This window comes from Agilicoccus flavus (genome assembly GCF_014857905.1).
GTDB lineage: Bacteria > Actinomycetota > Actinomycetes > Actinomycetales > Dermatophilaceae > Agilicoccus > Agilicoccus flavus.
This window is the reverse complement of the sequence record NZ_JACYXE010000006.1, coordinates 234163-256116: the sequence shown is the minus strand read 5'-3', so window position 1 is coordinate 256116 and position 21954 is coordinate 234163. Positions and strand designations below refer to the sequence as shown.

Annotated in this window: 22 protein-coding genes; 10 read left to right on the top strand and 12 right to left on the bottom strand. The window is 72.5% G+C overall.

Features of this window, described 5'->3' with window-relative positions:
* The first annotated feature begins 408 nt into the window (after positions 1-408).
* Positions 409-1209, top strand: coding sequence for a DUF2268 domain-containing putative Zn-dependent protease (locus tag ICW24_RS11220; protein ID WP_226345782.1), 801 nt, complete (start codon positions 409-411; stop codon positions 1207-1209).
* A 29-nt stretch (positions 1210-1238) separates the two neighbouring features.
* Positions 1239-2033, top strand: a complete 795-nt coding sequence (locus ICW24_RS11215) for a MerR family transcriptional regulator (protein ID WP_226345781.1) — start codon at positions 1239-1241, stop codon at positions 2031-2033.
* Here ICW24_RS11215 and ychF read toward each other — a convergent pair.
* Entirely contained in the window at positions 2030-3124 is a 1095-nt protein-coding gene (gene ychF, locus ICW24_RS11210; protein WP_226345780.1) for a redox-regulated ATPase YchF, read from the bottom strand. The two genes, ICW24_RS11215 and ychF, sit on opposite strands and share 4 nt — an antisense overlap.
* A gap of 88 nt (positions 3125-3212) precedes the next feature.
* Between ychF and ICW24_RS11205 the strand changes: the two genes are divergently transcribed.
* Entirely contained in the window at positions 3213-4424 is a 1212-nt protein-coding gene (locus tag ICW24_RS11205) for a DNA recombination protein RmuC (protein ID WP_226345779.1), read from the top strand.
* A 70-nt stretch (positions 4425-4494) separates the two neighbouring features.
* Here ICW24_RS11205 and ICW24_RS11200 read toward each other — a convergent pair whose 3' ends face one another.
* Entirely contained in the window at positions 4495-5499 is a 1005-nt protein-coding gene (locus ICW24_RS11200; protein ID WP_226345778.1) for a 4-hydroxy-3-methylbut-2-enyl diphosphate reductase, read from the bottom strand.
* 210 nt (positions 5500-5709) lie between these two features.
* On the opposite strand from ICW24_RS11200, the gene xseA reads away from it, so the two are divergent.
* Together xseA and ICW24_RS19930 are read left to right on the top strand one after the other, a co-directional pair.
* Complete coding sequence (xseA, locus tag ICW24_RS11195; protein WP_226345777.1) at positions 5710-7077, top strand: exodeoxyribonuclease VII large subunit; 1368 nt, start codon at positions 5710-5712, stop codon at positions 7075-7077.
* Positions 7074-7403 (top strand): exodeoxyribonuclease VII small subunit, encoded by a 330-nt coding sequence (locus ICW24_RS19930; protein ID WP_264176473.1) that lies wholly within the window; start codon positions 7074-7076, stop codon positions 7401-7403. The genes xseA and ICW24_RS19930 overlap by 4 nt, the downstream gene beginning before the upstream one ends.
* A 61-nt stretch (positions 7404-7464) precedes the next feature.
* On the opposite strand, the gene ICW24_RS11185 is transcribed toward ICW24_RS19930, so the two are convergent.
* Positions 7465-8133, bottom strand: a complete 669-nt coding sequence (locus tag ICW24_RS11185) for a DUF4245 domain-containing protein (protein ID WP_226345776.1) — start codon at positions 8131-8133, stop codon at positions 7465-7467.
* 114 nt (positions 8134-8247) lie between these two features.
* Here ICW24_RS11185 and ICW24_RS11180 point away from each other — a divergent pair, with 114 nt between their 5' ends.
* From ICW24_RS11180 to ICW24_RS11165, 4 genes are all read left to right on the top strand, one after another.
* On the top strand, positions 8248-9171 hold the full coding sequence (locus ICW24_RS11180) for a carbohydrate kinase family protein (RefSeq protein WP_226345775.1): 924 nt from the start codon (positions 8248-8250) through the stop codon (positions 9169-9171).
* 168 nt (positions 9172-9339) lie between these two features.
* On the top strand, positions 9340-11067 hold the full coding sequence (locus ICW24_RS11175; protein WP_226345774.1) for a fumarate hydratase: 1728 nt from the start codon (positions 9340-9342) through the stop codon (positions 11065-11067).
* Positions 11064-11705 (top strand): carbonic anhydrase, encoded by a 642-nt coding sequence (locus ICW24_RS11170; RefSeq protein WP_226345773.1) that lies wholly within the window; start codon positions 11064-11066, stop codon positions 11703-11705. The genes ICW24_RS11175 and ICW24_RS11170 overlap by 4 nt, the downstream gene beginning before the upstream one ends.
* 148 nt (positions 11706-11853) lie before the next feature.
* On the top strand, positions 11854-12759 hold the full coding sequence (locus ICW24_RS11165; protein WP_226345772.1) for a carbonic anhydrase: 906 nt from the start codon (positions 11854-11856) through the stop codon (positions 12757-12759).
* Between the two features lie 74 nt (positions 12760-12833).
* On the opposite strand, the gene glmM is transcribed toward ICW24_RS11165, so the two are convergent.
* The 3 genes from glmM to rplM form a co-directional block, all read right to left on the bottom strand.
* Complete coding sequence (gene glmM / locus ICW24_RS11160) at positions 12834-14183, bottom strand: phosphoglucosamine mutase (RefSeq protein ID WP_226345771.1); 1350 nt, start codon at positions 14181-14183, stop codon at positions 12834-12836.
* Between the two features lie 137 nt (positions 14184-14320).
* Complete coding sequence (rpsI, locus tag ICW24_RS11155) at positions 14321-14827, bottom strand: 30S ribosomal protein S9 (protein ID WP_226345770.1); 507 nt, start codon at positions 14825-14827, stop codon at positions 14321-14323.
* A gap of 39 nt (positions 14828-14866) precedes the next feature.
* Entirely contained in the window at positions 14867-15310 is a 444-nt protein-coding gene (rplM, locus tag ICW24_RS11150) for a 50S ribosomal protein L13 (protein WP_226345769.1), read from the bottom strand.
* A 288-nt stretch (positions 15311-15598) separates the two neighbouring features.
* Between rplM and ICW24_RS11145 the strand changes: the two genes are divergently transcribed.
* Positions 15599-16177, top strand: coding sequence for an ArsR/SmtB family transcription factor (locus tag ICW24_RS11145; protein WP_226345768.1), 579 nt, complete (start codon positions 15599-15601; stop codon positions 16175-16177).
* 40 nt (positions 16178-16217) lie between these two features.
* Here ICW24_RS11145 and ICW24_RS11140 read toward each other — a convergent pair whose 3' ends face one another.
* The 6 genes from ICW24_RS11140 to rpsD all read right to left on the bottom strand — a co-directional run bounded on the left by ICW24_RS11140 (position 16218) and on the right by rpsD (position 21951).
* Positions 16218-17360 (bottom strand): SLC13 family permease, encoded by a 1143-nt coding sequence (locus tag ICW24_RS11140; RefSeq protein ID WP_226345767.1) that lies wholly within the window; start codon positions 17358-17360, stop codon positions 16218-16220.
* On the bottom strand, positions 17357-18229 hold the full coding sequence (gene truA / locus ICW24_RS11135) for a tRNA pseudouridine(38-40) synthase TruA (RefSeq protein WP_226345808.1): 873 nt from the start codon (positions 18227-18229) through the stop codon (positions 17357-17359). Before truA ends, ICW24_RS11140 begins: the two co-directional genes overlap by 4 nt.
* Before the next feature lie 44 nt (positions 18230-18273).
* Entirely contained in the window at positions 18274-19284 is a 1011-nt protein-coding gene (locus tag ICW24_RS11130; protein WP_226345766.1) for a serine hydrolase, read from the bottom strand.
* 195 nt (positions 19285-19479) lie between these two features.
* Positions 19480-20049, bottom strand: coding sequence for a 50S ribosomal protein L17 (gene rplQ, locus ICW24_RS11125; RefSeq protein ID WP_226345765.1), 570 nt, complete (start codon positions 20047-20049; stop codon positions 19480-19482).
* A 67-nt stretch (positions 20050-20116) separates the two neighbouring features.
* Positions 20117-21133 carry a DNA-directed RNA polymerase subunit alpha gene (locus ICW24_RS11120; RefSeq protein ID WP_226345764.1) on the bottom strand — a complete coding sequence of 339 codons (1017 nt, stop codon included), beginning with the start codon at positions 21131-21133 and terminating at the stop codon, positions 20117-20119.
* A 209-nt stretch (positions 21134-21342) separates the two neighbouring features.
* The gene (gene rpsD, locus ICW24_RS11115; RefSeq protein WP_226345763.1) at positions 21343-21951 is read right to left on the bottom strand and encodes a 30S ribosomal protein S4; all 609 of its coding nucleotides are present in this window, start codon (positions 21949-21951) and stop codon (positions 21343-21345) included.
* Positions 21952-21954 lie beyond the last annotated feature (3 nt).

The following is a 21954-nucleotide window of genomic DNA, read 5'->3' as shown; positions in this document are numbered from 1 at the left end:
CGCATGGGCCACCACGCCGACACCATCGGAGGTCACGGACAAGCCGGTAGACCACGAAGTACGCTTCACCTACGGAGTGCCTTCCGGTTCGGAAACCTTGAGTCGTCGCAAACCCAAGTTTTCCTGCTGGACAGGCACTTCCGTGCTTCTACGCGCCGATCACACCCGAGTCTCGTGAACGATCCGGGTTAGACCGAAAATCTAAAATCCACCACGTCGCCGCAGATACCAACCTCTGGAGAAGTTAGCTACTCCCCGGGTTTGACCTTGTCGTAACGGCAAGGTTTACCGTCTCTTGCTATGACTATTTCAGTGATTGACAGCGCGTCGAGCATGCGCCGAGTGCTCGCAGCGACACCCGATGACCGCGCCGATCTGGTCCGTGAGATGTGGTCTCCCCTGGCTGGGATGTACCACTTCATCCCGGGAGGGGTCGACATGGCCACCGTGCACCGACAGAACTTCGGCTTCGACTGGGAGGGCGCAACCGAACCGATCCAGGGGGCCCTCGAGCGTCTCGTCGAGGCAGACGCCTGGAACCGCATCACTACGGCGCTCGAGTCCGGAGCCGCGGCACTCCGGGCAGCTGCCCCGGGCATCGAGGTGCCCGATCTGCAGGTGCTCCTCGTGTTAGGCGATCCCGACAACAAGCACTTCGTCGACGAGATCCAGGGGCTGTCCGCATTCGGTGGAATCAGCGGCTACATCACCATCACCGTCTGGCCCACGCCCCAGGTTCTGGAGCGACTCGAAGCGATTGCCGTTCATGAACTGCACCACAATGTGCGGTACTCGCCGGGCGGAGTCGTATGGGACCCGATGACGGTCACCGTCGGCGAGCAGGTAATCTCGGAAGGGCTTGCGGACGTGTTCGCTGCGGAGCTGTTCGGCGACCGCGGGTACACGCATTTCGTCAGTGAAAGCACCCACAACGATGCCGAAGTCCTTGCGAAGGTCGCAAGCGGGCTGCACGTCACAGGCATGCAGAACTTCACGGCGTGGGTGCATGGTGACGCGAGCGCGCGCCTCCTCGGCGCAGAGCCAGTTGGTCTGCCCACGGGTGCTGGCTACGCAGCCGGCATACGGCTAGTTCGCGCCTACCTCGATGCCACAGGAGCCACTGCGGCACAGAGCATTGCCGTGCCTGTGGACGAGGTTCTGCGTGTCGCCGCGCCTCAACTGGGCTTGCGCCTCAATCGGGAAGAATGAGAACGACGTCAACCAGCTGGAGGCAGTCCGTGGAGTGGACCGTGCACGAGCTCGCAGAACGTGCGGGCATCAGCGGGCGAACGCTGCGTCACTACCACCAGATTGGGCTGCTCGAGCCAGACCGCGTCGGGTCCAACGGTTACCGGTACTACGGGCCCGACGCAGTCTCCCGCCTGCAGCGAATCCTGCTGTTGCGAGAAACGGGCATGCCGCTGGCCGACATCGCGGACGTACTTGATGTGCCCACAACTCCTGAGGTGGAAGTCCAAGCGCTCACCGGGCACTTGGAGCATCTCGCTAGGGAACGCGACTCTCTGAATCGACGCATCAACGCGGTGGAGCACACTTTGTCCATGCGTCGCCAGGGCCGCGAACCTCGCATGGATGTCATGCTCGAGGGATTCAATGACCGATATGAGACTGAGGTCGTCGAGCGCTGGGGCCGGGAAGCATTCGACGCATCGAATCGGTGGTGGCATGGGAAATCGGTCCAGCAGCAGAAGGAATGGAAAGCCAGAGCCGACGCCCTGCTGGCTCAGTGGCGTGAGATCCAGGAAGACGGGCATGAACTGGACTCGGCCGTAGCGCAAGAGCACGCGTCAGTTCATCTGGAATGGTTCAAGGAGATTCCGGGAACTCCTACCCACGCAGGCGATACGGCGAAGTCCGTCGACATGATCCGAGGTCTCGCGGACCAGTACGAAACGAACCCCGACTTCCATGCCGCCTTCGGAACCCCGGAGGCCGCAAGGTTCGCTGCAAACGCGTTGCGACTTCGCATTCGAGGACTAAAGTCCTCTTCTGCGGATGACCTCAGAGGTTAGTTTGAAAATCTGAACTCCACGACATCGCCGTCGGCCATGACGTAGTCCTTGCCCTCCATGCGCACCTTGCCCGCGGCCTTGGCGTCGGCCATGGAGCCGGCGGCCACGAGGTCGTCGAACGAGACGATCTCGGCCTTGATGAAGCCCTTCTGGAAGTCCGTGTGGATGACGCCCGCGGCCTGGGGGGCGGTCCAGCCCGTGTGGATCGTCCACGCGCGCGACTCCTTGGGGCCCGCGGTGAGGTAGGTCTGCAGCCCGAGCGTGCGGAACCCCTTGTGGGCGAGCTGCTCCAGGCCCGGCTCGGTGACCCCGACCGACTCGAGCAGCTCGGCGGCCTCCGCCTCGTCGAGCTCGGCGAGGTCCATCTCGAGCTTGGCGTCGAGGAAGATCGCCTCGGCCGGGCTGACGAGCGCCTGGAGGCGGTCCTGCAGGTCGGTGTCGGTGAGCTGGTCCTCGTCGACGTTGAAGACGTAGAGGAACGGCTTGGTCGTCATGAGCCCGAGCTCGCGCAGCAGGGCCACATCGGTGCCCTTCGCCGCCAGCTCACCGGCCTTGGCGAAAAGCGTGTCGCCCACCTCGAGGACCTCGTTCGCGGCCACGGCCGCGTCGAGGATCGCCTTGTCGGTCTTCTTGCCCTTGACCTCCTTCTCGAGGCGCGGGATCGCGCGCTCGAGGGTCTGCAGGTCGGCGAGGATCAGCTCGGTGTTGATCGTCTCGATGTCGTCCTTGGGGCTCACCTTGCCGTCGACGTGGGTGACGTCGTCGTCGTCGAACGCGCGGATGACCTGGCAGATCGCGTCGGCCTCGCGGATGTTCGCGAGGAACTTGTTGCCCAGCCCCTCCCCCGTGGACGCGCCGCGGACGATGCCGGCGATGTCGACGAAGCTCACCGTCGCGGGGAGGATCTTCTCGCTGCCGAAGATCCCGGCGAGCGTCTTCAGACGCGGATCCGGCAGCGGGACGACCCCGACATTCGGCTCGATGGTCGCGAAGGGGTAGTTCGCCGCGAGCACGTTGTTCTTCGTGAGCGCGTTGAACATCGTGCTCTTGCCGACGTTGGGGAGACCGACGATTCCGATGGTGAGTGCCACGGGGACAGGAGTCTAGTCGCCCGCGCGACACCTCCCGTCCGGGCCGGGCGTCGGCGACCTTGTCGGTGCCGGCTGTCACCGTGTGGTCATGGACAGCACCCACGTGCTCGCGCTGGTCGCGGGCCTGCTCCTCGGCGCCGCGTTCACCTGGCTCCTCGTGCGCGCGAGGTACGTCGCCCCGCTGGCCGCCGCCGGCGCCGAACGCGACGCCCTCCGCTCCCGGGTCGAGGACCTGCGGGGGCGCGACGAGGCCGACGACGCGGTCACCGCGGTGCTCGCGCCCCTCGCGAGCGCCCTGACCCGCGTGGAACGCCAGGTGGGGGTCCTCGAGCGCGACCGGGTCGAGCAGTTCGGGGAGCTCGGCGAGCGACTCGGCGAGGTCTCGGCCACGACCCGGCGCCTCCACGAGGAGACGGCCTCGCTCGCCGGCTCGCTCAACTCGTCGACCACGCGGGGGGTCTGGGGCGAGACGCAACTGCGGCGGATCCTCGAACACGCGGGCCTGCTGGCCCGCTGCGACTTCGACGAGCAGGTGTCCGGCACGACCCGGGGGGGCGTCGCGGTGCGCCCCGACATCGTCGTCCACCTGCCCGGCGGCAAGTGCCTCGTCGTCGACGCGAAGGCGCCGCTGACGGCCTTCCTCGCCGCCCAGGGCACCGACGTCGACGACGCCGACCGGGCCGGCCTCCTGCGGTCGCACGCCACGTCGCTGCGCGGCCACGTCGACACCCTCGCGAAGAAGGAGTACTGGACGGCGTTCGAGACCTCGCCCGAGCTCGTGGTCTGCTTCGTCCCGTCCGACGCCACCCTCGCCGCGGCCCTGGGCTCCGATCCCGCGCTGTACGACCACGCGCTCGGCCGCGGCGTCGTCCTCGCCTCCCCCGCCACGCTGCTCGCCCTGCTGCGGACCGTGGCGTACGCGTGGCGTCAGGAGTCCCTGACCGAGAACGCCCGCGAGCTGCTCGAGCTCGGCCACGACCTGTACGCGCGGCTCGGGACGCTCGGCGGGCACGTCTCGAAGATGGGCGCGTCGCTGCGCCGCAGCGTCGAGACGTACAACGGGCTCGTCGGAGCACTCGAGTCGAGGGTGCTCGTCACCGCCCGCCGCATGCACGACCTCGGGCTGGCCCACGAGCAACCGCCGGTGGTCAGCGCCGTCGACGTGGCGCCGCGGCCCCTCACCGCCGTCGAGCTGCTCGAGACCGCCGACGACGGGGCGGCCCGGCGCGACGACCTGGCCCTCGACCGCGAACGACGCCGGGCACAGACGCCGCGCAGCGAGCGTGAGCACCCGGCGTGACGCCGGCCGTCGGCCCCTGCCCGCCGAACCCGGGGCCGGGCCGTGGTTCAGGCCGATCCCCCCATGGGATTCAGCGCAGGGAGGCCCCGGCGTCGCTCTTGACCTTCGCGTCGAAGGCGATGCCGCGCGCCTTGAGGTCGCGGCGCAGGTCGGCGGGCAGGGCGAACAGCAGGCTCTCCGTGGCCGACGTCACCGGGGCGACGTCGGTGTAGCCGAGCTCCGCGAGGTGGTCGAGCACGTCGTTGACGAGGATCTCGGGCACCGACGCCCCGCTCGTCACGCCGACCGTGCCCACGCCCTCGAACCAGGCGGGGTCGATCTCGTCCGCGTAGTCGACGAGGTGGCCGGCCCGGGCGCCGTACTCGAGCGCGACCTCCACGAGGCGCACGGAGTTGGACGAGTTGCGCGAGCCGACGACGATCATGAGGTCGGTGTCGGGCGCCATCTGGCGGACCGCGAGCTGCCGGTTCTGCGTCGCGTAGCAGATGTCGTCGCTCGGCGGGTCCTGCAGGCTCGGGAACCGCTCCCGCAGACGCCGCACCGTCTCCATCGTCTCGTCGACGCTCAGCGTCGTCTGCGACAGCCAGACGACCTTCTCGGGGTCCCTGACCTGCACGTTGGCGACATCCTCGGGGCCGTCGACGAGCGTGATGTGCTCGGGGGCCTCCCCCGCGGTGCCCACGACCTCCTCGTGGCCCTCGTGCCCGATGAGGAGGATGTCGAAGTCGGAGTCGGCGAAGCGTTTCGCCTCCTTGTGCACCTTCGTCACGAGCGGGCACGTCGCGTCGATGGCCTTGAGCGAGCGTTCCCGCGCCTGCTCGTGCACGACGGGGGCCACCCCGTGCGCGGAGAACACGACGGTCGCACCCTCAGGCACCTCGTCGGTCTCGTCGACGAAGATCGCGCCGCGGCGCTGCAGGACCGCGACGACGTGCTTGTTGTGCACGATCTCCTTGCGGACGTACACGGGGGCGCCGTACAGCTCGAGGGCCTTCTCCACGGTGACCACCGCGCGGTCGACGCCGGCGCAGTAGCCGCGGGGGGCGGCGAGCAGGACTCTCTTCGCATCGGTCACGCCCCCATCGTAGGGAGGCCGCCTGGGCGCACGGTGAACGCACCGGGGGCCGCTCGTCGCATTCGCGCCCTCTGACCCGCTCACGCCGGCTCGCACGCTCGCCTTCGCTCACCGCCGCTCGCCGCTCGAACCCACCGGGCCGCGGCTCGCCACGCCCGCCGACACCGCCCCTGCCCGGCCCGTCGAGACGTGCGCGACATACTCGTGCCCGTGAGCCCCGCCCTGCCCGAACGCGCCGCGGACACGCGCGCCGACGCGCCGTGGCCGGTCCGGCTGCTCTCGATGAAGATCTCCGACTACGTCGACAAGATGTCGCCGTTGTGGGTCGAGGGGCAGGTCGTGCAGCTCAACCGCCGCGGCGGGGCGTCCACGTGCTTCCTCACCCTGCGCGACGCGGACGTCGACATGTCGCTGTCGGTGTCGGTCGCGGCCCGGACCCTCGACGCGCTCGGAATGCCGCTGCGCGACGGCTCCCGGGTCGTCGTGCACGCCAAACCCACCTTCTGGGCCCGCCGCGGCACCCTCCAGCTCGACGCCCGCGAGATCCGCCCCGTCGGCGAGGGCGAGCTGCTGCTGCGCCTCGAGCACCTCAAGCAGCTCCTCGCCGCCGAGGGGCTGTTCGCTCCGGACCGCAAGAAGCCGTTGCCGTTCGTGCCGCGCCTCGTCGGCCTCGTGTGCGGTCGCAACAGCGCCGCCGAGCGGGACGTCGTCGAGAACGCCCGCCGGCGGTGGCCGTCGGTCCGCTTCGAGATCCGTGAGGTGCCCGTGCAGGGCACCGACGCCGTCCTCGCGGTCCGCCGGGCCCTCGAGGAGCTGGACGCGCACCCCGAGGTCGACGTCATCGTGCTCACCCGCGGTGGCGGGTCCTTCGAGGACCTGCTGCCGTTCTCGAACGAGTCCCTCGTCCGCGCGGTCGCCGGCGCCGTCACCCCGGTGGTCAGCGCGATCGGCCACGACGTGGACACGCCGCTGCTCGACTTCGTCGCCGACGTGCGCGCGTCCACCCCGACCGACGCCGCCAAGCGCGTCGTCCCCGACGCGGCCGCCGAGCGGGCCGGCGTCGACTCCCTGCGCGGGCGCCTCGGCGGCGCCGTGGTCGGACGATTCGCCGCCGAGCGGCGCCGGCTCGACGACCTGCGCAGCCGCCCGGTCCTCTCCTCGCCCCAGGACATGCTCGCCCCGCGCCGGGCCGAGCTCGAGCGGGCCCGGGTCGCCGCCCGCCGGGCACTGCTCGTCCGGGTCCATCGCGCGAGCGACCGGATCGACCATCTCGCGGCCCAGGTCCGAGCCCTCTCGCCGCAGTCGACCCTCGAACGGGGATACGCCGTCGTCCAGCACGCCGACGGGCGCGTCGTCGTCGACCGGGAGGACGTGGAGGTCGACGAGGTGCTCCGCGTCCGCGTCGCCCGCGGCGACTTCGGCGTCCGGCCGGTCACCGCCGCCGACGCCCACCGCCCCGGGCCGGTCGCGGCCGCGCCGACGACGGCACCGAAGACGAAGCAGGCGACGCGGCCGAAGACCGCGAGGACGCAGACCGCGAGGACGAAGAACAACCCCCGACCCGAGAGGACGTCATGACCGACGAGACCCCGACCGGCAGCGACGACCCCACCCCCGACCCGGCGCAGACGTCGGCCGCCACCCCCGCGACACCCGCGGACACCGGCTCGTCGGACGAGGTCGCGGCGGGGCCGACGGCGGAACACGCCGACATCGCCGGGATGGGCTACGAGCAGGCGCGCGACGAGCTCGTCTCGATCGTGTCCCGGTTGGAGGCGGGCCGGACCGAGCTCGAGGAGAGCATGCGGTTGTGGGAGCGCGGGGAGGCGCTCGCGGCGCACTGCACGCGGTGGCTCGACGGCGCCCAGGAACGCCTGGAGCACCGGGTGGCCGAGGACGGCTGACGCGGCCTGGGTCGACCCCGGATCATCCGGGCCGCTCCCGCGGGCGCCGATCGGGGCGTGGTCAACCCGCCCGGTACGGGGTGAGGGCGGCGGCGAAGGCGCGCAGGTCCTCCTCCTCCGCGGCCCCGACGAGGACGTACGTCATCTGCGTCGCCTCGTCACGGGCGACGAGCGAACGCCGCGTGGGGTCGCCCTCGGCGAGCCTCCTGCTCCACGTCAGCCCGCCGGCGGAGACGGTGCCCGTGTCCCGGCCGCCGTACGTCTGCGCCGACACCCAGCCGTCCAGCGCGGCCCCCGGGGCCGAGCGCGTCTGCTGGACGGAGAGGTAGCGCCGGTCCTCCCCGTCGTGGTAGCCCACCCGCCACACCGTCGGACCCGCCGGGACGGGGCCGTACGAGACGCTCGTCGGACGCCACCCCGCGGGCGGCGTGGCCGCGAACCGCAGCGGCCAGCCCGTCTGCGCGGCGACCGTCCGGGCCGACGACGCGGCGTCGACCGGCGGCAACGAGCGCCCGGCGGGCCGGGGGGTGAGCGCCGACCACGCGAGCACGAAGGCGAGGAGAACGAGCATCGACAGCACGAGGCTGCGCATGCCACCACCGCGACGCTTGCGGGCGGGCGCGCCCGTTCCCGATCCCGACGCCGCCGGCGTCGCCGCCCTCGTCCCACCGTTCGTCGACCCCGACGGCGGGGTCGGCGTCGCGGCGGGCTGCGGATCCGTGTCGGGCATGGAGCCATCCTCCCCCACCGGCGGAACGGCCGTGCGCAAGGGGCGGGCCGCGGAACAAGAATGCCGGTCCGCATCGGCCCGCACCGGCCCCGCTCGGGCACTACGGTGTCCAGCATGCACGCGCCCGTCATCGTCGCCGGAGAAGCCCTCATCGACATCGTCACGTCCCGGACCGGGACGGCGGAACACGTCGGCGGTTCGCCGGCGAACGTCGCCATCGGCCTGTCGCGGCTGGGTCACCGCACGCGCCTCGCCACCCACGTCGCCCACGACGAGCGGGGCGAGCGCATCCTCGCCGCGCTGGCGGAGGAGGACGTCGAGGTGACCGATCGCAGCGCCGACGCGGAGCGGACGCCCACCGCTCAGGCGAACCTCGACGACCACGGCGCCGCCACCTACACCTTCGACCTCACGTGGGAGATCGACCCGGGCCTCGAGGTCGCCCCGGGGACGCACTTCCACACCGGGTCGATCGCCGGCACCATGCGCCCCGGCGCCGACGACCTCGTCACCGTCGTCGAGCGCGCCCGCGAGACCGGGACGGTGTCCTACGACCCGAACGCCCGGCCCAAGATCATGCTCACGGCCGCGTCCGTGCTCGAGCAGATCGAGCGGCTCGCCGCCCTCGCGGACGTGGTCAAGGCGAGCGACGAGGACATCGAGTGGCTCTACGACGGCCTCTCCCTCGAGGACGCCCTGCGCCGCTGGCAGGGCCTCGGCGTCCCCCTCGGGCTCATCACCCGCGGTGGCGACGGCGCCCTCGTGTGCCTCGGCGACGAGATCCGCCACGTCGGGCTCGGCGCCGCCGACGTCGTCGACACCGTCGGGGCGGGCGACTCGTTCATGGCGGGCCTCATCTCGGGCCTGCTCGACCTCGGGTACCTCGGCGACACCCAGGCGCGCGAACGGCTCCGCGGCGCGTCGATCGACGACCTGGAGCCGGCCCTCAACCGTGCCCTCGCGGCGGCCGCCATCACCGTCTCACGCGCGGGCGCCAACCCGCCCCGGCGCGACGAGCTCGACCCCGCCTACGCGTGACCCGGCCGGCGCGCCTCGGGGCGGGCACGCGCCGCCGCCGCCGGGCGCCGCGGGGCGCGGCGACCCGGCTACCCTGATCGTCGAATCGCGAGCCGGGCAGGTCCCGGCGAGGCGACCGGCCGTGGCGGCCCGTCGCCGGACAGCGCGGCGAGGACGACAGGAGTCGACATGCCCGAGTTCGCCTACGAGGATCTTCTCCCCCTGGGTGACGACCCGACGCCCTATCGCCTCCTGACCACCGACGGCGTCCGGACGGTCGAGGGCCCCGGCGGGCGCACGTTCCTGGAGGTCGCACCGGAGGCGCTGCGCCTGCTCACGGCGACCGCGATGCACGACATCGCCCACTACCTGCGGCCGGGCCACCTGGCGCAGCTGCGGACGATCCTCGACGACCCCGAGGCGAGCGACAACGACAAGTTCGTCGCCCTCGACCTGTTGAAGAACGCGAACATCGCCAGCGGCGGCATCCTGCCGATGTGCCAGGACACCGGCACGGCCATCGTCATGGGCAAGCGGGGGCAGCACGTCCTCACCGCGGGGGACGACGAGGCGGCCATCGCGCGCGGCGTCCACGACGCCTACACGAGCCTCAACCTCAGGTACAGCCAGATGGCGCCCGTGACGATGTGGGAGGAGCGGAACACGGGCACCAACCTGCCCGCCCAGATCGAGCTGTACGCGGACACCGCCCCCGGGCACGAGACCGGGTACAAGTTCCTCTTCATGGCCAAGGGCGGCGGGTCGGCGAACAAGTCGTTCCTGTACCAGGAGACCAAGGCGATCCTCTCGCCGAACCGGCTCCTCGACTTCCTCCGCGAGAAGATCGCCTCGCTCGGCACCGCCGCCTGCCCGCCGTACCACCTCGCCGTCGTCATCGGTGGCACGTCGGCCGAGTTCGCGCTCAAGACGGCCAAGTACGCGAGCGCCCGGTACCTCGACGAGCTCCCCCGCACCGGCGACGCGGCCACCGGCCGCGGCTTCCGCGACGTCGAGCTCGAGGCCCAGGTGCACCGGCTCACCGCGGAGCTCGGCATCGGCGCGCAGTTCGGCGGCAAGTACTTCTGCCACGACGTCCGCGTCGTACGCCTCCCCCGCCACGGCGCGTCGTTGCCCGTCGCCATCGCCGTCTCGTGCTCGGCCGACCGGCAGGCCCGCGCCAAGATCACCGCCGAGGGCGTCTTCCTCGAGCAGCTCGAGACCGACCCGGCGCACTACCTGCCCGACACCACCCACCACCACCTCTCCGACGAGGACGCCGCCGCCGAGGCGCCGGTGGGTGCCGCGTCGACGGGCCGGGGCGCCGTGGTCGAGATCGACCTGTCCCGCCCGATGCCCGAGATCCTCGCCGAGCTGAGCCGGCACCCCGTCAAGACCCGCCTGTCGCTGACCGGGACGCTCGTCGTGGCCCGCGACATCGCCCACGCGAAGATCCGCGAGCGACTCGAGGCCGGCGACGACATGCCGCAGTACCTCAAGGACCATCCCGTCTACTACGCGGGGCCCGCCAAGACCCCCGCGGGCATGGCCAGCGGGTCGTTCGGCCCGACGACCGCGGGTCGCATGGACTCCTACGTCGACGAGTTCCAGGCCGCGGGCGGCTCGATGGTCATGCTCGCGAAGGGCAACCGCAGCGCGGCGGTGACGAAGGCCTGCGCGGCGCACGGCGGCTTCTACCTCGGCTCGATCGGCGGCCCCGCCGCCCGCCTGGCCCAGGACTGCATCAAGAAGGTGGAGGTCCTCGAGTACCCCGAGCTCGGCATGGAGGCGGTCTGGCGCATCGAGGTCGAGGACTTCCCGGCCTTCATCGTCGTCGACGACAAGGGCAACGACTTCTTCGCCGAGGTCGGTCCGTCGACGGTGGCACGGACCATCCCCACGCGTCCGGGCCTGACGTGACCGCGCCCCCGCTCGCCCCGCGCCCCCACACCCCGGCCCAGGCGTGGGCCGAGCTGTCCGACGGCAACGCCCGGTTCGTGGCCGGCACCCCGCTGCATCCGAACCAGGACGCCGCCCGGCGACAGGAGCTGGCCGGGGGGCAGCGCCCCTTCGCCACGTTCTTCGGATGCTCTGATTCGCGGGTCGCCGCCGAGGTGATCTTCGACCGGGGCCTCGGCGACCTGTTCGTCGTGCGCACCGCGGGTCACGTCGTCGACACGACCTCGCTGGGGTCGCTCGAGTTCGGCGCCCAGGAGCTCGACGTCCCCCTCATCGTCGTGCTGGGCCACGACTCGTGCGGGGCCATCGCCGCCTCGATCCGCGCCTTCGAGGAGGGCTCGATGCCGCCCGGCTTCATGCGGGATCTCGTCGAGCGCGTCACCCCCAGCGTCACCGCCTCGTTCCGGGCACACGAGACCGCACCCGACGAGGTGGGGCGCGAGCACGTCCGGCAGACCGTGACCCTGCTGCAGGATCGATCGCGCTGCCTCGCCGAGCGCATCGCGGACGGGCGTCTCGCCATCGTCGGGCTCACCTACACGTTGACGGACGGGCGCGCACGCGTCGTGGCCAGCGCCGGGGACCTGACCCTCCAGTAGATCTCGAGGACTGCGGCCTCGACGCGTCGAGCTCGGGAGCCACGCCCCACGAGTGCGGCGAGCGCCGTTAACTCCGGCCACGGTCGGCCGATCGGAGTAGCGCCCCGCGACAACCTGAGGGTCGTCGGTCCCTGCTCCGAGGATGATGATGACGACGACCACGCCGTTCCACGACGCCACCGCGGACGCCGCCCCGCAGACCCAGCCCACCACCGTCGTCGAGCAGCAGCCGACCGCGACCCCGGGCCTGGACCTGACCCCCGCGCCGCCGGCGACGTACCCGGTGGCGGTGCCCGCGCCGGCGCGGGCCCTCGACCTCACTTCGGGGGTCCCGGTCGCCTACCAGCCCCCGGTCGCCCACCAGGCGCCGGTCGCCCACCAGGCGCCGGTCGCGCCCGCCCCCGTCGTCGCGCCCTCGGTCGCTCCCGGCCCCGGCCGGCGGCCCCGCACCCCCGCCGAGGCCTACGCTGCCCTCCTCGAGGGCAACTCCCGGTTCACCGGCAACGCCCCGCACTACCCCAACCACCACACGGCCCGCCGCGACGCCCTGACGCAGGGCCAGGAGCCCTTCGCCGTCGTCTTCAGCTGCGCCGACTCCCGCGTCCCCCCGGAGCTCGTGTTCGACCGTGGCCTCGGGGACCTCTTCGTCGTGCGGACGGCCGGCCACGTCATCGGCCCGACGTCGCTCGGGACCATCGACTACGCCGTCGAGAACCTCGACACCCCCCTCATCGCCGTGGTCGGCCACGCCTCGTGCGGCGCGGTCGCCGCGACCGTCGGGGCGCACGAGACCGGTCGACTCCCCGACGGCAACATCCGCGCGCTCGTCGACCGCGTCATGCCGAGCGTCACCACCGCCAAGGCGGAGGGCGACGGGACGCTCGACGAGTGCATCGTCCAGCACGTCCACGCCACCGTGCACCAGCTCCCGGTCGTCTCACCGGCCATCGCCCAGCGCCTCGACGCGGGCACCCTGGGCGTCGTCGGCATGGTCTACCACCTCTCGAACGGCCGCACCGAGGTCATCTCGCACCTCGGTGACTTCCGCATCTGAGCGGCACCCCACCCGGGTACGCGAACGGGCCGGTCACCCCACTCGGGGAGTGACCGGCCCGTTCGTCGTCGGTGTCAGAGCGACAGGCGCTCGCGCACGACCTCCGCGAGCTCGTTGGCGACGCTCGAGGCCTCCTCGTTCGTCGGGGCCTCGACCATGACGCGGACGACGGGCTCGGTGCCGGACTTGCGCAGGAGGACCCGCCCCGTGCCGTGCAGCCGCGCCTCGACGTCGCGCACCGCGGCCGCGACACCCTCGTCGCCGTCCACGGCGTCCTTGTCGACGCCCTTGACGTTGATCATGCACTGCGGCAGGCGCGACATGACCTCGGCGAGCTCCTTGAGGGTCCGCCCGGTGGCCGCGACCCGCGCCGCGAGCAGGAGCCCGGTGAGGGTCCCGTCGCCGGTGGTGGCGTGGTCGAGGAGCACGACGTGCCCCGACTGCTCGCCACCGAGGGAGAAGCCCCCCGCCTTCATCTCCTCGAGGACGTACCGGTCGCCGACGCCCGTCTGCAGGACGGCGACGCCCTCCCGCTCCATCGCCTGGAGCATCCCCAGGTTGCTCATCACCGTCGCGACGAGCGTGTTCGACGCCAGCGTGCCGTGGTCGCGCATCGCGAGCGCGAGGATCGCCATGATCTGGTCACCGTCGACGGGCGCGCCCGTGTGGTCGACGGCGAGGCACCGGTCGGCGTCGCCGTCGTGCGCGACGCCGAGGTGGGCGCCGTGCTCGACGACGGCCGCCTGGAGCATCCCGAGGTGGGTCGATCCGTAGCCGTCGTTGATGTTGAGCCCGTCCGGCTCCCCACCGATGACGTGCACCGTGGCCCCCGCGGCCCGGAACGCGTGCGGGGACACCCGGCTCGCGGCGCCGTGCGCGGCGTCGACGACGACCGTGAGGCCCTCGAGTCGGTTCGGGAGGGCCGACAGCAGGTGCGCCACGTAGCGGGCGTCGCCGTCGTCGAGGGGGCGCACCCGGCCGACCGCGTCGCCCGTGGGTCGCTCCCACTCGTCGTCGAGGCGCGCCTCGATGGCGTCCTCCACGGCGTCGTCGAGCTTGTGGCCGCCGCGCGCGAAGAACTTGATGCCGTTGTCGGGCATCGCGTTGTGCGAGGCCGAGAGCATGACGCCGAGGTCGGCGTCCAGCTCGGCCGTGAGGAACGCGATGGCCGGGGTGGGCAGCACGCCGGCGTCGTACACGTCGACCCCGGACGAGGCGAGGCCGGCCACGACGGCCGCCGAGAGGAACTCCCCCGACGCGCGGGGGTCGCGGCCCACGACCGCGGTCGGGCGGTGGCCGGAGGCGGCGGCGCCGTCGGTGAGCACGTGGGCGGCGGCCACGGAGAGCCGAAGGGCCAGATCGGCGGTGACGTCACGATTGGCGAGGCCACGCACGCCGTCCGTGCCGAAGAGTCGCTTGGCCATGCAACAGGTCCTTCCTGTCGATCCGCGGGACGTCGTGCCCGGCGGATCCGCGGGTGGGTACGCGAACGGCGACCCCGCCCTCGGAGATCGATGCTCCCAGGGTGCGGGGCCGCCGTCGGGTTTCGCCGGGAGGGCGATCAGCGCTTGCTGTACTGCGGCGCCTTGCGGGCCTTCTTCAGACCGGCCTTCTTGCGCTCCGGGACGCGGGCGTCGCGGGTCAGGAAGCCGGCCTTCTTCAGGGCCGGGCGGTTGAGGTCGGCGTCGACCCCGTTGAGCGAGCGGGCCACGCCGAGACGGACGGCGCCGGCCTGGCCGGACGCGCCGCCGCCGTGCACGCGGACGAGCACGTCGTAGGCGCCGTCGAGCTCGAGCACCTTGAGGGGCTCGTTGACGATCTGCTGGTGCACCTTGTTCGGGAAGTACTCCTCGAGCGTGCGCCCGTTGATCTTCCACTCGCCGGCGCCGGGGACGATGCGCACCCGGGCGATGGCCTGCTTGCGGCGGCCGGTGGCCGCGCCGGGGGCCGAGGCGGACGGGCGGCGCACCTCGCCGCCGTCGGCCGGGGCGGCCGCGGACTCGGTGGTGTACTCGGAGACGGCGGGCTCGTTCTCTTCGAGCTCGACGTCGGGCGTGAAGTCGGTCACGGTTCTCCTCGTTGTTCCTGCGTCAGATCGCGGGCGCGATTACTGCGCGACCTGCGAGATCTCGAACGGCACCGGCTTCTGGGCCTGGTGCGGGTGGGTGTCGCCGGCGTACACCTTGAGCTTGCGCATCTGCTCGCGGGCGAGGGAGTTCTTCGGCAACATGCCGCGGATCGCCTTCTCGACGGCGCGCTCGGGGCTCTTGGCCATGAGCTCGGTGTACGAGGTGGCGCGCAGGCCGCCCGGGTAGCCGGAGTGGCTGTACGCCTTCTTCTGCTCCAGCTTGGCGCCGGTCAGGGCCACCTTGTCGGCGTTGATGATGATGACGAAGTCGCCGGTGTCGATGTGCGGCGCGAAGATCGTCTTGTGCTTGCCGCGCAGGAGCTGCGCGGTCTGGGACGCGAGGCGCCCGAGCACGACGTCGGTCGCGTCGATGACGTGCCAGGCGCGCTCGATGTCGCCCGGCTTGGGGGTGTAGGTACGCACGCGAACAGCCCTTGCTTTCTCTCGTGAACAGCGTCTCGGTCGTGCGCGCCGCGCCGCGGCTGCTTACGTGGAGCCGGCGGGAGGCGTCGGGCGCAACCGGACCGACATCGCTTCGGACGGGTCGGATCGCCGTTTCGCACAACGAGGTTCCACTCTACCGGCTCCCCTCCTCGCGCTCGAATCGCCGACCCCGGCGCCCTGACCTGCGACGACGCGGCCGAACACCCTCATTCGCACCGGCTGTACATAAGATATGTGCACATGATCTGTGCATCGAAGGGGGACGACATGACCGAGTCCGAGGGGCCGTCCGCGCCGTATCCGGTCGACCGGGACGCTCTGCGCGTCCTCGCCCATCCCCTCCGCTCGCGCCTGCTGGCCGAGCTGCGCGTCCTGGGCGAGGCGACCGCCACGGACCTCGCGCGAGCTCTCGACACGAACACCGGCGCCACGTCCTACCACCTGCGCCGCCTGGCCGACGCCGGCCTCGTGGAGGACACCGGCCACGGCACGGGGCGGCGCCGCACCTGGGCGGCGAGCACCGCCGACCGACCCCTCGACGTGGACGACCCCGACGACGACGACGAGGCGGGTCTCGACTGGCTGGCGCGGGACTACGTCGCCCACTTCGCCGAGAAGGCCCAGGCCTGGATCGGGGCCCGCCCGGACTACCCCCTGGAGTGGCAGGAGGTGTGTGGGCTCGACGACGCGCTCGTCCAGGTCACCGACGAGCAGCTCTCCGCTCTGCGGTCCGAGATCGCCGACGTCCTCGCCCGGTACCGGCGCGTCGGGGCCGGCAACCCGCAGGCCCGTCGGGTGACGGTGTGGACGTGCGCCCTCCCCGTCGACCCGCCCCGCCGCCGCTGACGGGCCGTCCTTCCCCGCCTGTCCCCGACGGCGCCGCCCCTCACGCGACGAGGACGAGCGCCGCGGTCCCGGCGGCGACCGCGAGGATCGCCACCGGGGCACCCTCCCGGGCCAGGTCGCGGGCCCGCACCTCGAGCCCGCGGGCCCGGCACCGCTGCCACCACAGCAGGTTCGCGAGCGAGGCCCACGGCAGGATCAGGGGGCCGGCCCCCACCCCCACGAGCACCGCCGTGAGCCGGGTCGGATCGGGCCCGACGAACCCCTCGAACGCGAGGTAGGCGGGCAGGTTGTCCACCGCGTTGGCCGCGAGGGCCGAGGCCCCGGCGAGCGCCCACGGCCCCCACGTCCCGGGGGCCGCGGACCCGAGCAGCGGGGTCAGGTGATCGACGAGGGAGCCGACGACGACGAAGAGCCCGAAGGCGAACGCCGCGAGGTCGAACGGCAGCATCCGGGCCAACCGCCCCGGGGCGATCCGGGCCGGCGCCCGCGCGGCGAATGCGAGCAGCAGCACGAGCGCCGCCCCGCCCGCCGCGGCCCAGGCGTGCGCGCCGGCGAGGACGGCGACGGCGAACCCGGCGACCGCGACCACCGAGGCGGCCAGGAGGGCCGTGTCGGTCCGGGGCGGCGCCGTCGGGGGGTCGTACCGGCCCCGCAGCGGCACGTGGAACCGGAGTGCGGCGTAGGCCACGACCGTCACGGCGCAGGCCGCGGCCGGGGCCCACGTCAGCGCGACGAACCCGGCCGCGCTCACACCCAGCCGCTGGGCGGCCAGCAGGTTGGTCAGGTTCGAGACCGGCAGCAGGAGACTGCCCGCGTTCGCGAGCCAGACGCAGACGTACGCGAAGGGACGTGCGTCGACCCGGATCGAGGCGGCGAGGGTGAGGAGCACGGGGGTGAGCAACACCGCCGTCGTGTCGAGGCTGAGCACGACGGTGACCGCCACCGCCAGGAGGCAGACCAGGAGGAACAGGCGCAGCCGGCTGCCCCGCCCCGCGCGGGCCACGAGGTGCGCCGCGCGGTCGAAGAGGCCCGCGGCGTCGCACAGCTCGGCGACGAGACTCCCCGCGAGGAGGAAGAGCAGGATCGGCCAGGTCCGCTCCCACACCCGGGCCACGTCGGCGGCGTCGACGTCGCCGACGGCGAGCAGGAGGGCGGCCGCGGCCAGGGCCACCGCGCCCTTCATCCCCGGGCGTCCTGTCCCGGGCCGGGCTCCACGGCGACGGGCGGCTCGTCGCGGCGGCGGCGCGCGGCGTGGGCCCGGGCCGCGAGCTCGTGCTCCGGCGGGTAGGCGACCTCGGCCAGGCTCAGCCCGTGGGCCGGCATGACGGTCACGCCCGAGTCGCGGCGGGCGGCCGAGAGCACCTGCGCGGGCCACGCGACCGGGCGGCGCCCCTGCCCGACCGGCACGACCGCCCCGACGAGCGAGCGCACCATCGAGTGACAGAACGCGTCGGCGACGACGCGGCCCACGACGAGCGGACCGGTGCGGTGCCAGTCGAACGTGAGCAGGGTGCGCACGGTCGTCGCGCCCTCGCGCCGCTTGCAGAACGCGGCGAAGTCCTGCAACCCGCACAGCGCCGCCGACGCGGCGTTCATCGCGTCCAGGTCGAGCGGCCCCTGCACGGTGACCGTGTCCCTCCGGCGAAGCGGGTCGAGCCCGCCGGGGACGTCGCACAGCCGGTAGGCGTAGCGGCGCGAGATGGCCGAGAAGCGGGCGTCGAACCCGTCCGGGGCCGGCGCGACGCGCCGCACCACGACGTCACCGGGAAGCACCCCGGCCAACCGCGTGAGCGCGGCGTCGGCGGGCGGCCTGCGCGAGCGACCGGGCAGCGCCGCCCAAGCGGAGGCCGGGACGTCGACGTGGGCGACGGCCCCGCGCGCGTGGACGCCTGCGTCGGTGCGGCCGGCCACGGTGACCCGGGCCGGCTCCCGCAACCGCAGGATGCGGGCCAGGGCGGCGGTCAGTTCCCCCTCGACGGTCCGCAGGCCGGGCTGGGCCGCCCAGCCCGAGAAGTCGGTGCCGTCGTAGGCGAAGTCGAGGCGCAGGCGCAGGTGCGGATCCGAGGGGCCGGTGCCCGGCCCGGCGCTCGGGTCCGTCACCAGATCGGGCGGGGCTGCGACAGCGCCGCCACGCTCGCCCTGCTCAGCGCACTCGCCGCGGCGGACCCGCTCACCGCCGGCCGCACCGACGCCCCGCGCGAACGCGAGAGGTGGGCGCCGACGATGCGCGACGCGTCGTTCACGTGGCGCACGCCCTCGCCCATCGACGCGTTCCGGTAGGACAGGACGGCCATGGTGTAGTCGCGCCCCGCCCCGCTCGCGTGCCCGATGCTGTTGACGCGCCACCCCTTGGGGCTCAGGGGCACCCAGCCGTTCTTCACCTGCGCCCGCACGCCGGCCGGGACCCGTCCCACGCCCCAGCGCTGCTCGGGTGAGACCCGGCCCATGAGCCGGAGCACGTAGGCGCGGTCGCGCGCCGACAACAGCGTCGAGCGCGGCGCGACGAGCGCGTCCATGAGCCTGAGCTGGTCCGGCGCCGTCGTGGCGGTCCTTCCCCACGATCCGGCCGACCGCGTCGACGTCATGCCCGCGGCCCGCGCGACCCGGTCGAGCGCGGACCGACCGCCCGCCTGGCGCAGCAGGCTCGTCGTCGCGTCGTTGTCGCTGAACCGGATCATGCGCTCGGCGAGGCGCTGCTGGCCGGCGCTGAGGAAGCGCCCGCCGGCGCGACGATCCCGGATGATCGCCGTGAGGACCATGACCTTGACGATGCTGCCGGTGCAGTTCGTGAGCCCGGGGTTGTACGTGAACACCGCACCCGTGCGGCGGTCCCGCACCGCGACCGACACCTCGTCGGCGGACGAACCGAACGCGGCCCGCAGCTCGCGCCGCAGGGACGCCGATCCCTCGAGCTCGGCCTCGAGCGCGGCCGAGGCCGGCGACCCCACCGTTCCCTGGACCGCCGTGGCCGGCGACGCCAGACGGGCGGGCCCGGCGGCCGACGCCGGCGCGGGCGACCCCACCACTCCGGCCGTGGCGAGGGCCGCAGTCGCGGTGACGACGAGGCGGGCGCGCCGGACCGCGCGGTCGCGGCGGACTCGGGTCATGGCGTGGTCCTTCGGAGGTGGGCGCCCGCGTCGCGGGCGTCATCGGCACCCTCGTGCCGTGAGATCAGTCTACGTGGGCGGACCTGCGTGTGAGGGTGGTCCGAGCCCGGGACACGCGGCGACCCCCGGCCCGATCGCGGGGATCGGGTCGGGGGTCGCCCGTGTGGTCTGCCGCGACGCGCGCCGCGGCATCGCTCACTTGGAGTCGGTGTTCTCCGGGGCCTCGTCGGCCGGGGCAGCCTCGGTCGTCTCCGCCGACTCGGTCGTCTCCGTCGACTCGGTCGTCTCCGTCGCGGCCGCCGGGGTGGCCTCGACGTCGGCCTCGTCCTTGTCCGTCGGCGCGGCGTCGGCGGCGGCGCGCGTGGTGGCGGCCTCCGCCTCCTTCACCGTCGCCTGCTTCGGGGAGAAGGGCTCACGCACGAGCTCGATGACGGCCATGGGGGCGTTGTCGCCCTTGCGGGGGCCGATCTTCGTGATGCGCGTGTACCCACCCGGGCGGGCGGCGACGTCGGGCGCGATCTCCGTGAAGAGACGGTGGACGGCACCCTTGTCGCGCACGACGGTGAGGACGCGGCGACGAGCGGACAGGTCACCGCGCTTGGCGAACGTCACGAGCCGCTCGGCGAGGGGGCGCAGGCGCTTCGCCTTGGCCTCCGTCGTCGTGATGCGGTCGTGCTGGAAGAGCGCCGTGGCGAGGTTGGCCAGGATGAGCCGCTCGTGGGCCGGGCCGCCGCCGAGGCGGGGACCCTTGGTGGGGGTAGGCATGGTGTCTCCTAATGATTCGACCGAACCGCGCCGGCGGGCACCGAGGCGGAACAGTCACGCGGGTCGGTCAGTACTGCTCGTCCTCGGCGAACGCGGCGTCGTCGTCCTCGTCGTACCGGTCGGCGATGGCGCTCGGGTCGAACCCGGGCGGGCTGTCCTTGAGCTGCAGGCCCATGCCGACGAGCTTCGCCTTGACCTCGTCGATCGACTTCGCACCGAAGTTGCGGATGTCGAGGAGGTCCGCCTCGCTGCGCCCGACGAGCTCACCCACGGTGTGGATGCCCTCGCGCTTGAGGCAGTTGTACGAGCGGACCGTGAGGTCGAGGTCCTCGATCGGCAGCGCCAGGTCGGCGGCGAGCGCCGCGTCCGTCGGCGACGGGCCCATGTCGATGCCCTCGGCCTCGACGTTGAGCTCGCGGGCCAGCCCGAACAGCTCGACGAGCGTCTTCCCGGCCGAGGCGAGCGCGTCGCGGGGAGCCATCGAGTTCTTCGTCTCGACGTCGACGACGAGCTTGTCGAAGTCGGTGCGCTGCTCGACACGCGTGGCCTCCACCTTGTAGGTGACGGCGAGGACCGGCGAGTAGATCGAGTCGACGGGGATGCGGCCGATCTCGGCGTCCCCCGCCTTGTTCTGCGAGGCCGAGACGTAGCCGCGGCCACGCTCGACGGTCAGCTCCATCTCGACCTTGCCCTGCTCGTTGAGCGTGGCGAGGTGGAGGTCGGGGTTGTGCACCTCGACCCCGGCCGGCGGCGCGATGTCCGCGGCCGTGACGGCGCCCGCACCCTGCTTGCGCAGGTACATGACGACCGGCTCGTCGTGCTCGCTGCTGACGACGAGGCCCTTGATGTTGAGGATGAGCTCGGTGACGTCCTCCTTCACCCCGGAGATCGTCGAGAACTCGTGCAGCACGCCGTCGATGCGGATGCTGGTGACGGCCGCACCGGGAATGCTCGACAGGAGGGTGCGACGAAGGCTGTTGCCCAGGGTGTAGCCGAAGCCGGGCTCGAGGGGCTCGATGACGAACCGCGATCGAGCCGGGGACACGACCTCCTCGGAGAGGACGGGGCGCTGTGCGATGAGCACTGGTGTCTTCCTTCCCACGGACCCCCGCTATATGAGGCCCATGAACGTGCCGGCCTCCGCGAGACCGGCGGCCCGTTCGTCTCTGTCCACGAACGGACCTTCGGCCGACCGCGGCCCCGCTCTCGCGGGGCGCGGCCGGCCCGGGTGCACGACGAGGCGTGCGCGTGTCCGCGGCCCGAACGTCGGACGTCCGGGCCGCGATCGCAGACTCAGTTCTTGGAGTAGAGCTCCACGATGAGCTGCTCGGTGAGCACCGTGTCGATCTGCTCGCGCACCGGGAGCTGGTGCACGAGGATCTGCAGCGTGCCCGGGACGACCTTCAGCCACGCCGGGACGGGGCGGTCGCCGAACGTCTGGCGGGCCAGCTCGAACGGGAACGTCTCACGCGACTTGGGGCGGACGTCGATGATGTCGTACTGGCTGACGCGGTACGACGGGACGTCGACGCGCTGACCGTTGACGTGGAAGTGACCGTGCGTCACGAGCTGACGGGCGGCGCGACGCGTGCGGGCGAGCCCGGCGCGGTACACGACGTTGTCGAGGCGCGACTCGAGGATCTGGAGCAGGTTCTCGCCGGTCTTGCCCTGGCGACGCACCGCCTCCTCGTAGTAGCCACGGAACTGCTTCTCCATGACGCCGTAGGTGAAGCGGGCCTTCTGCTTCTCCTGGAGCTGGTGCAGGTACTCCTTCTCCTGGATGCGGCCGCGGCCGTGCTGTCCGGGCGGGAAGGGGCGGTTCTCGAAGTTCTTGTCGCCACCGACGAGGTCGGTCTTGAGACGGCGGGACTTCTTCGTGATGGGGCCGGTGTAACGAGCCATGTT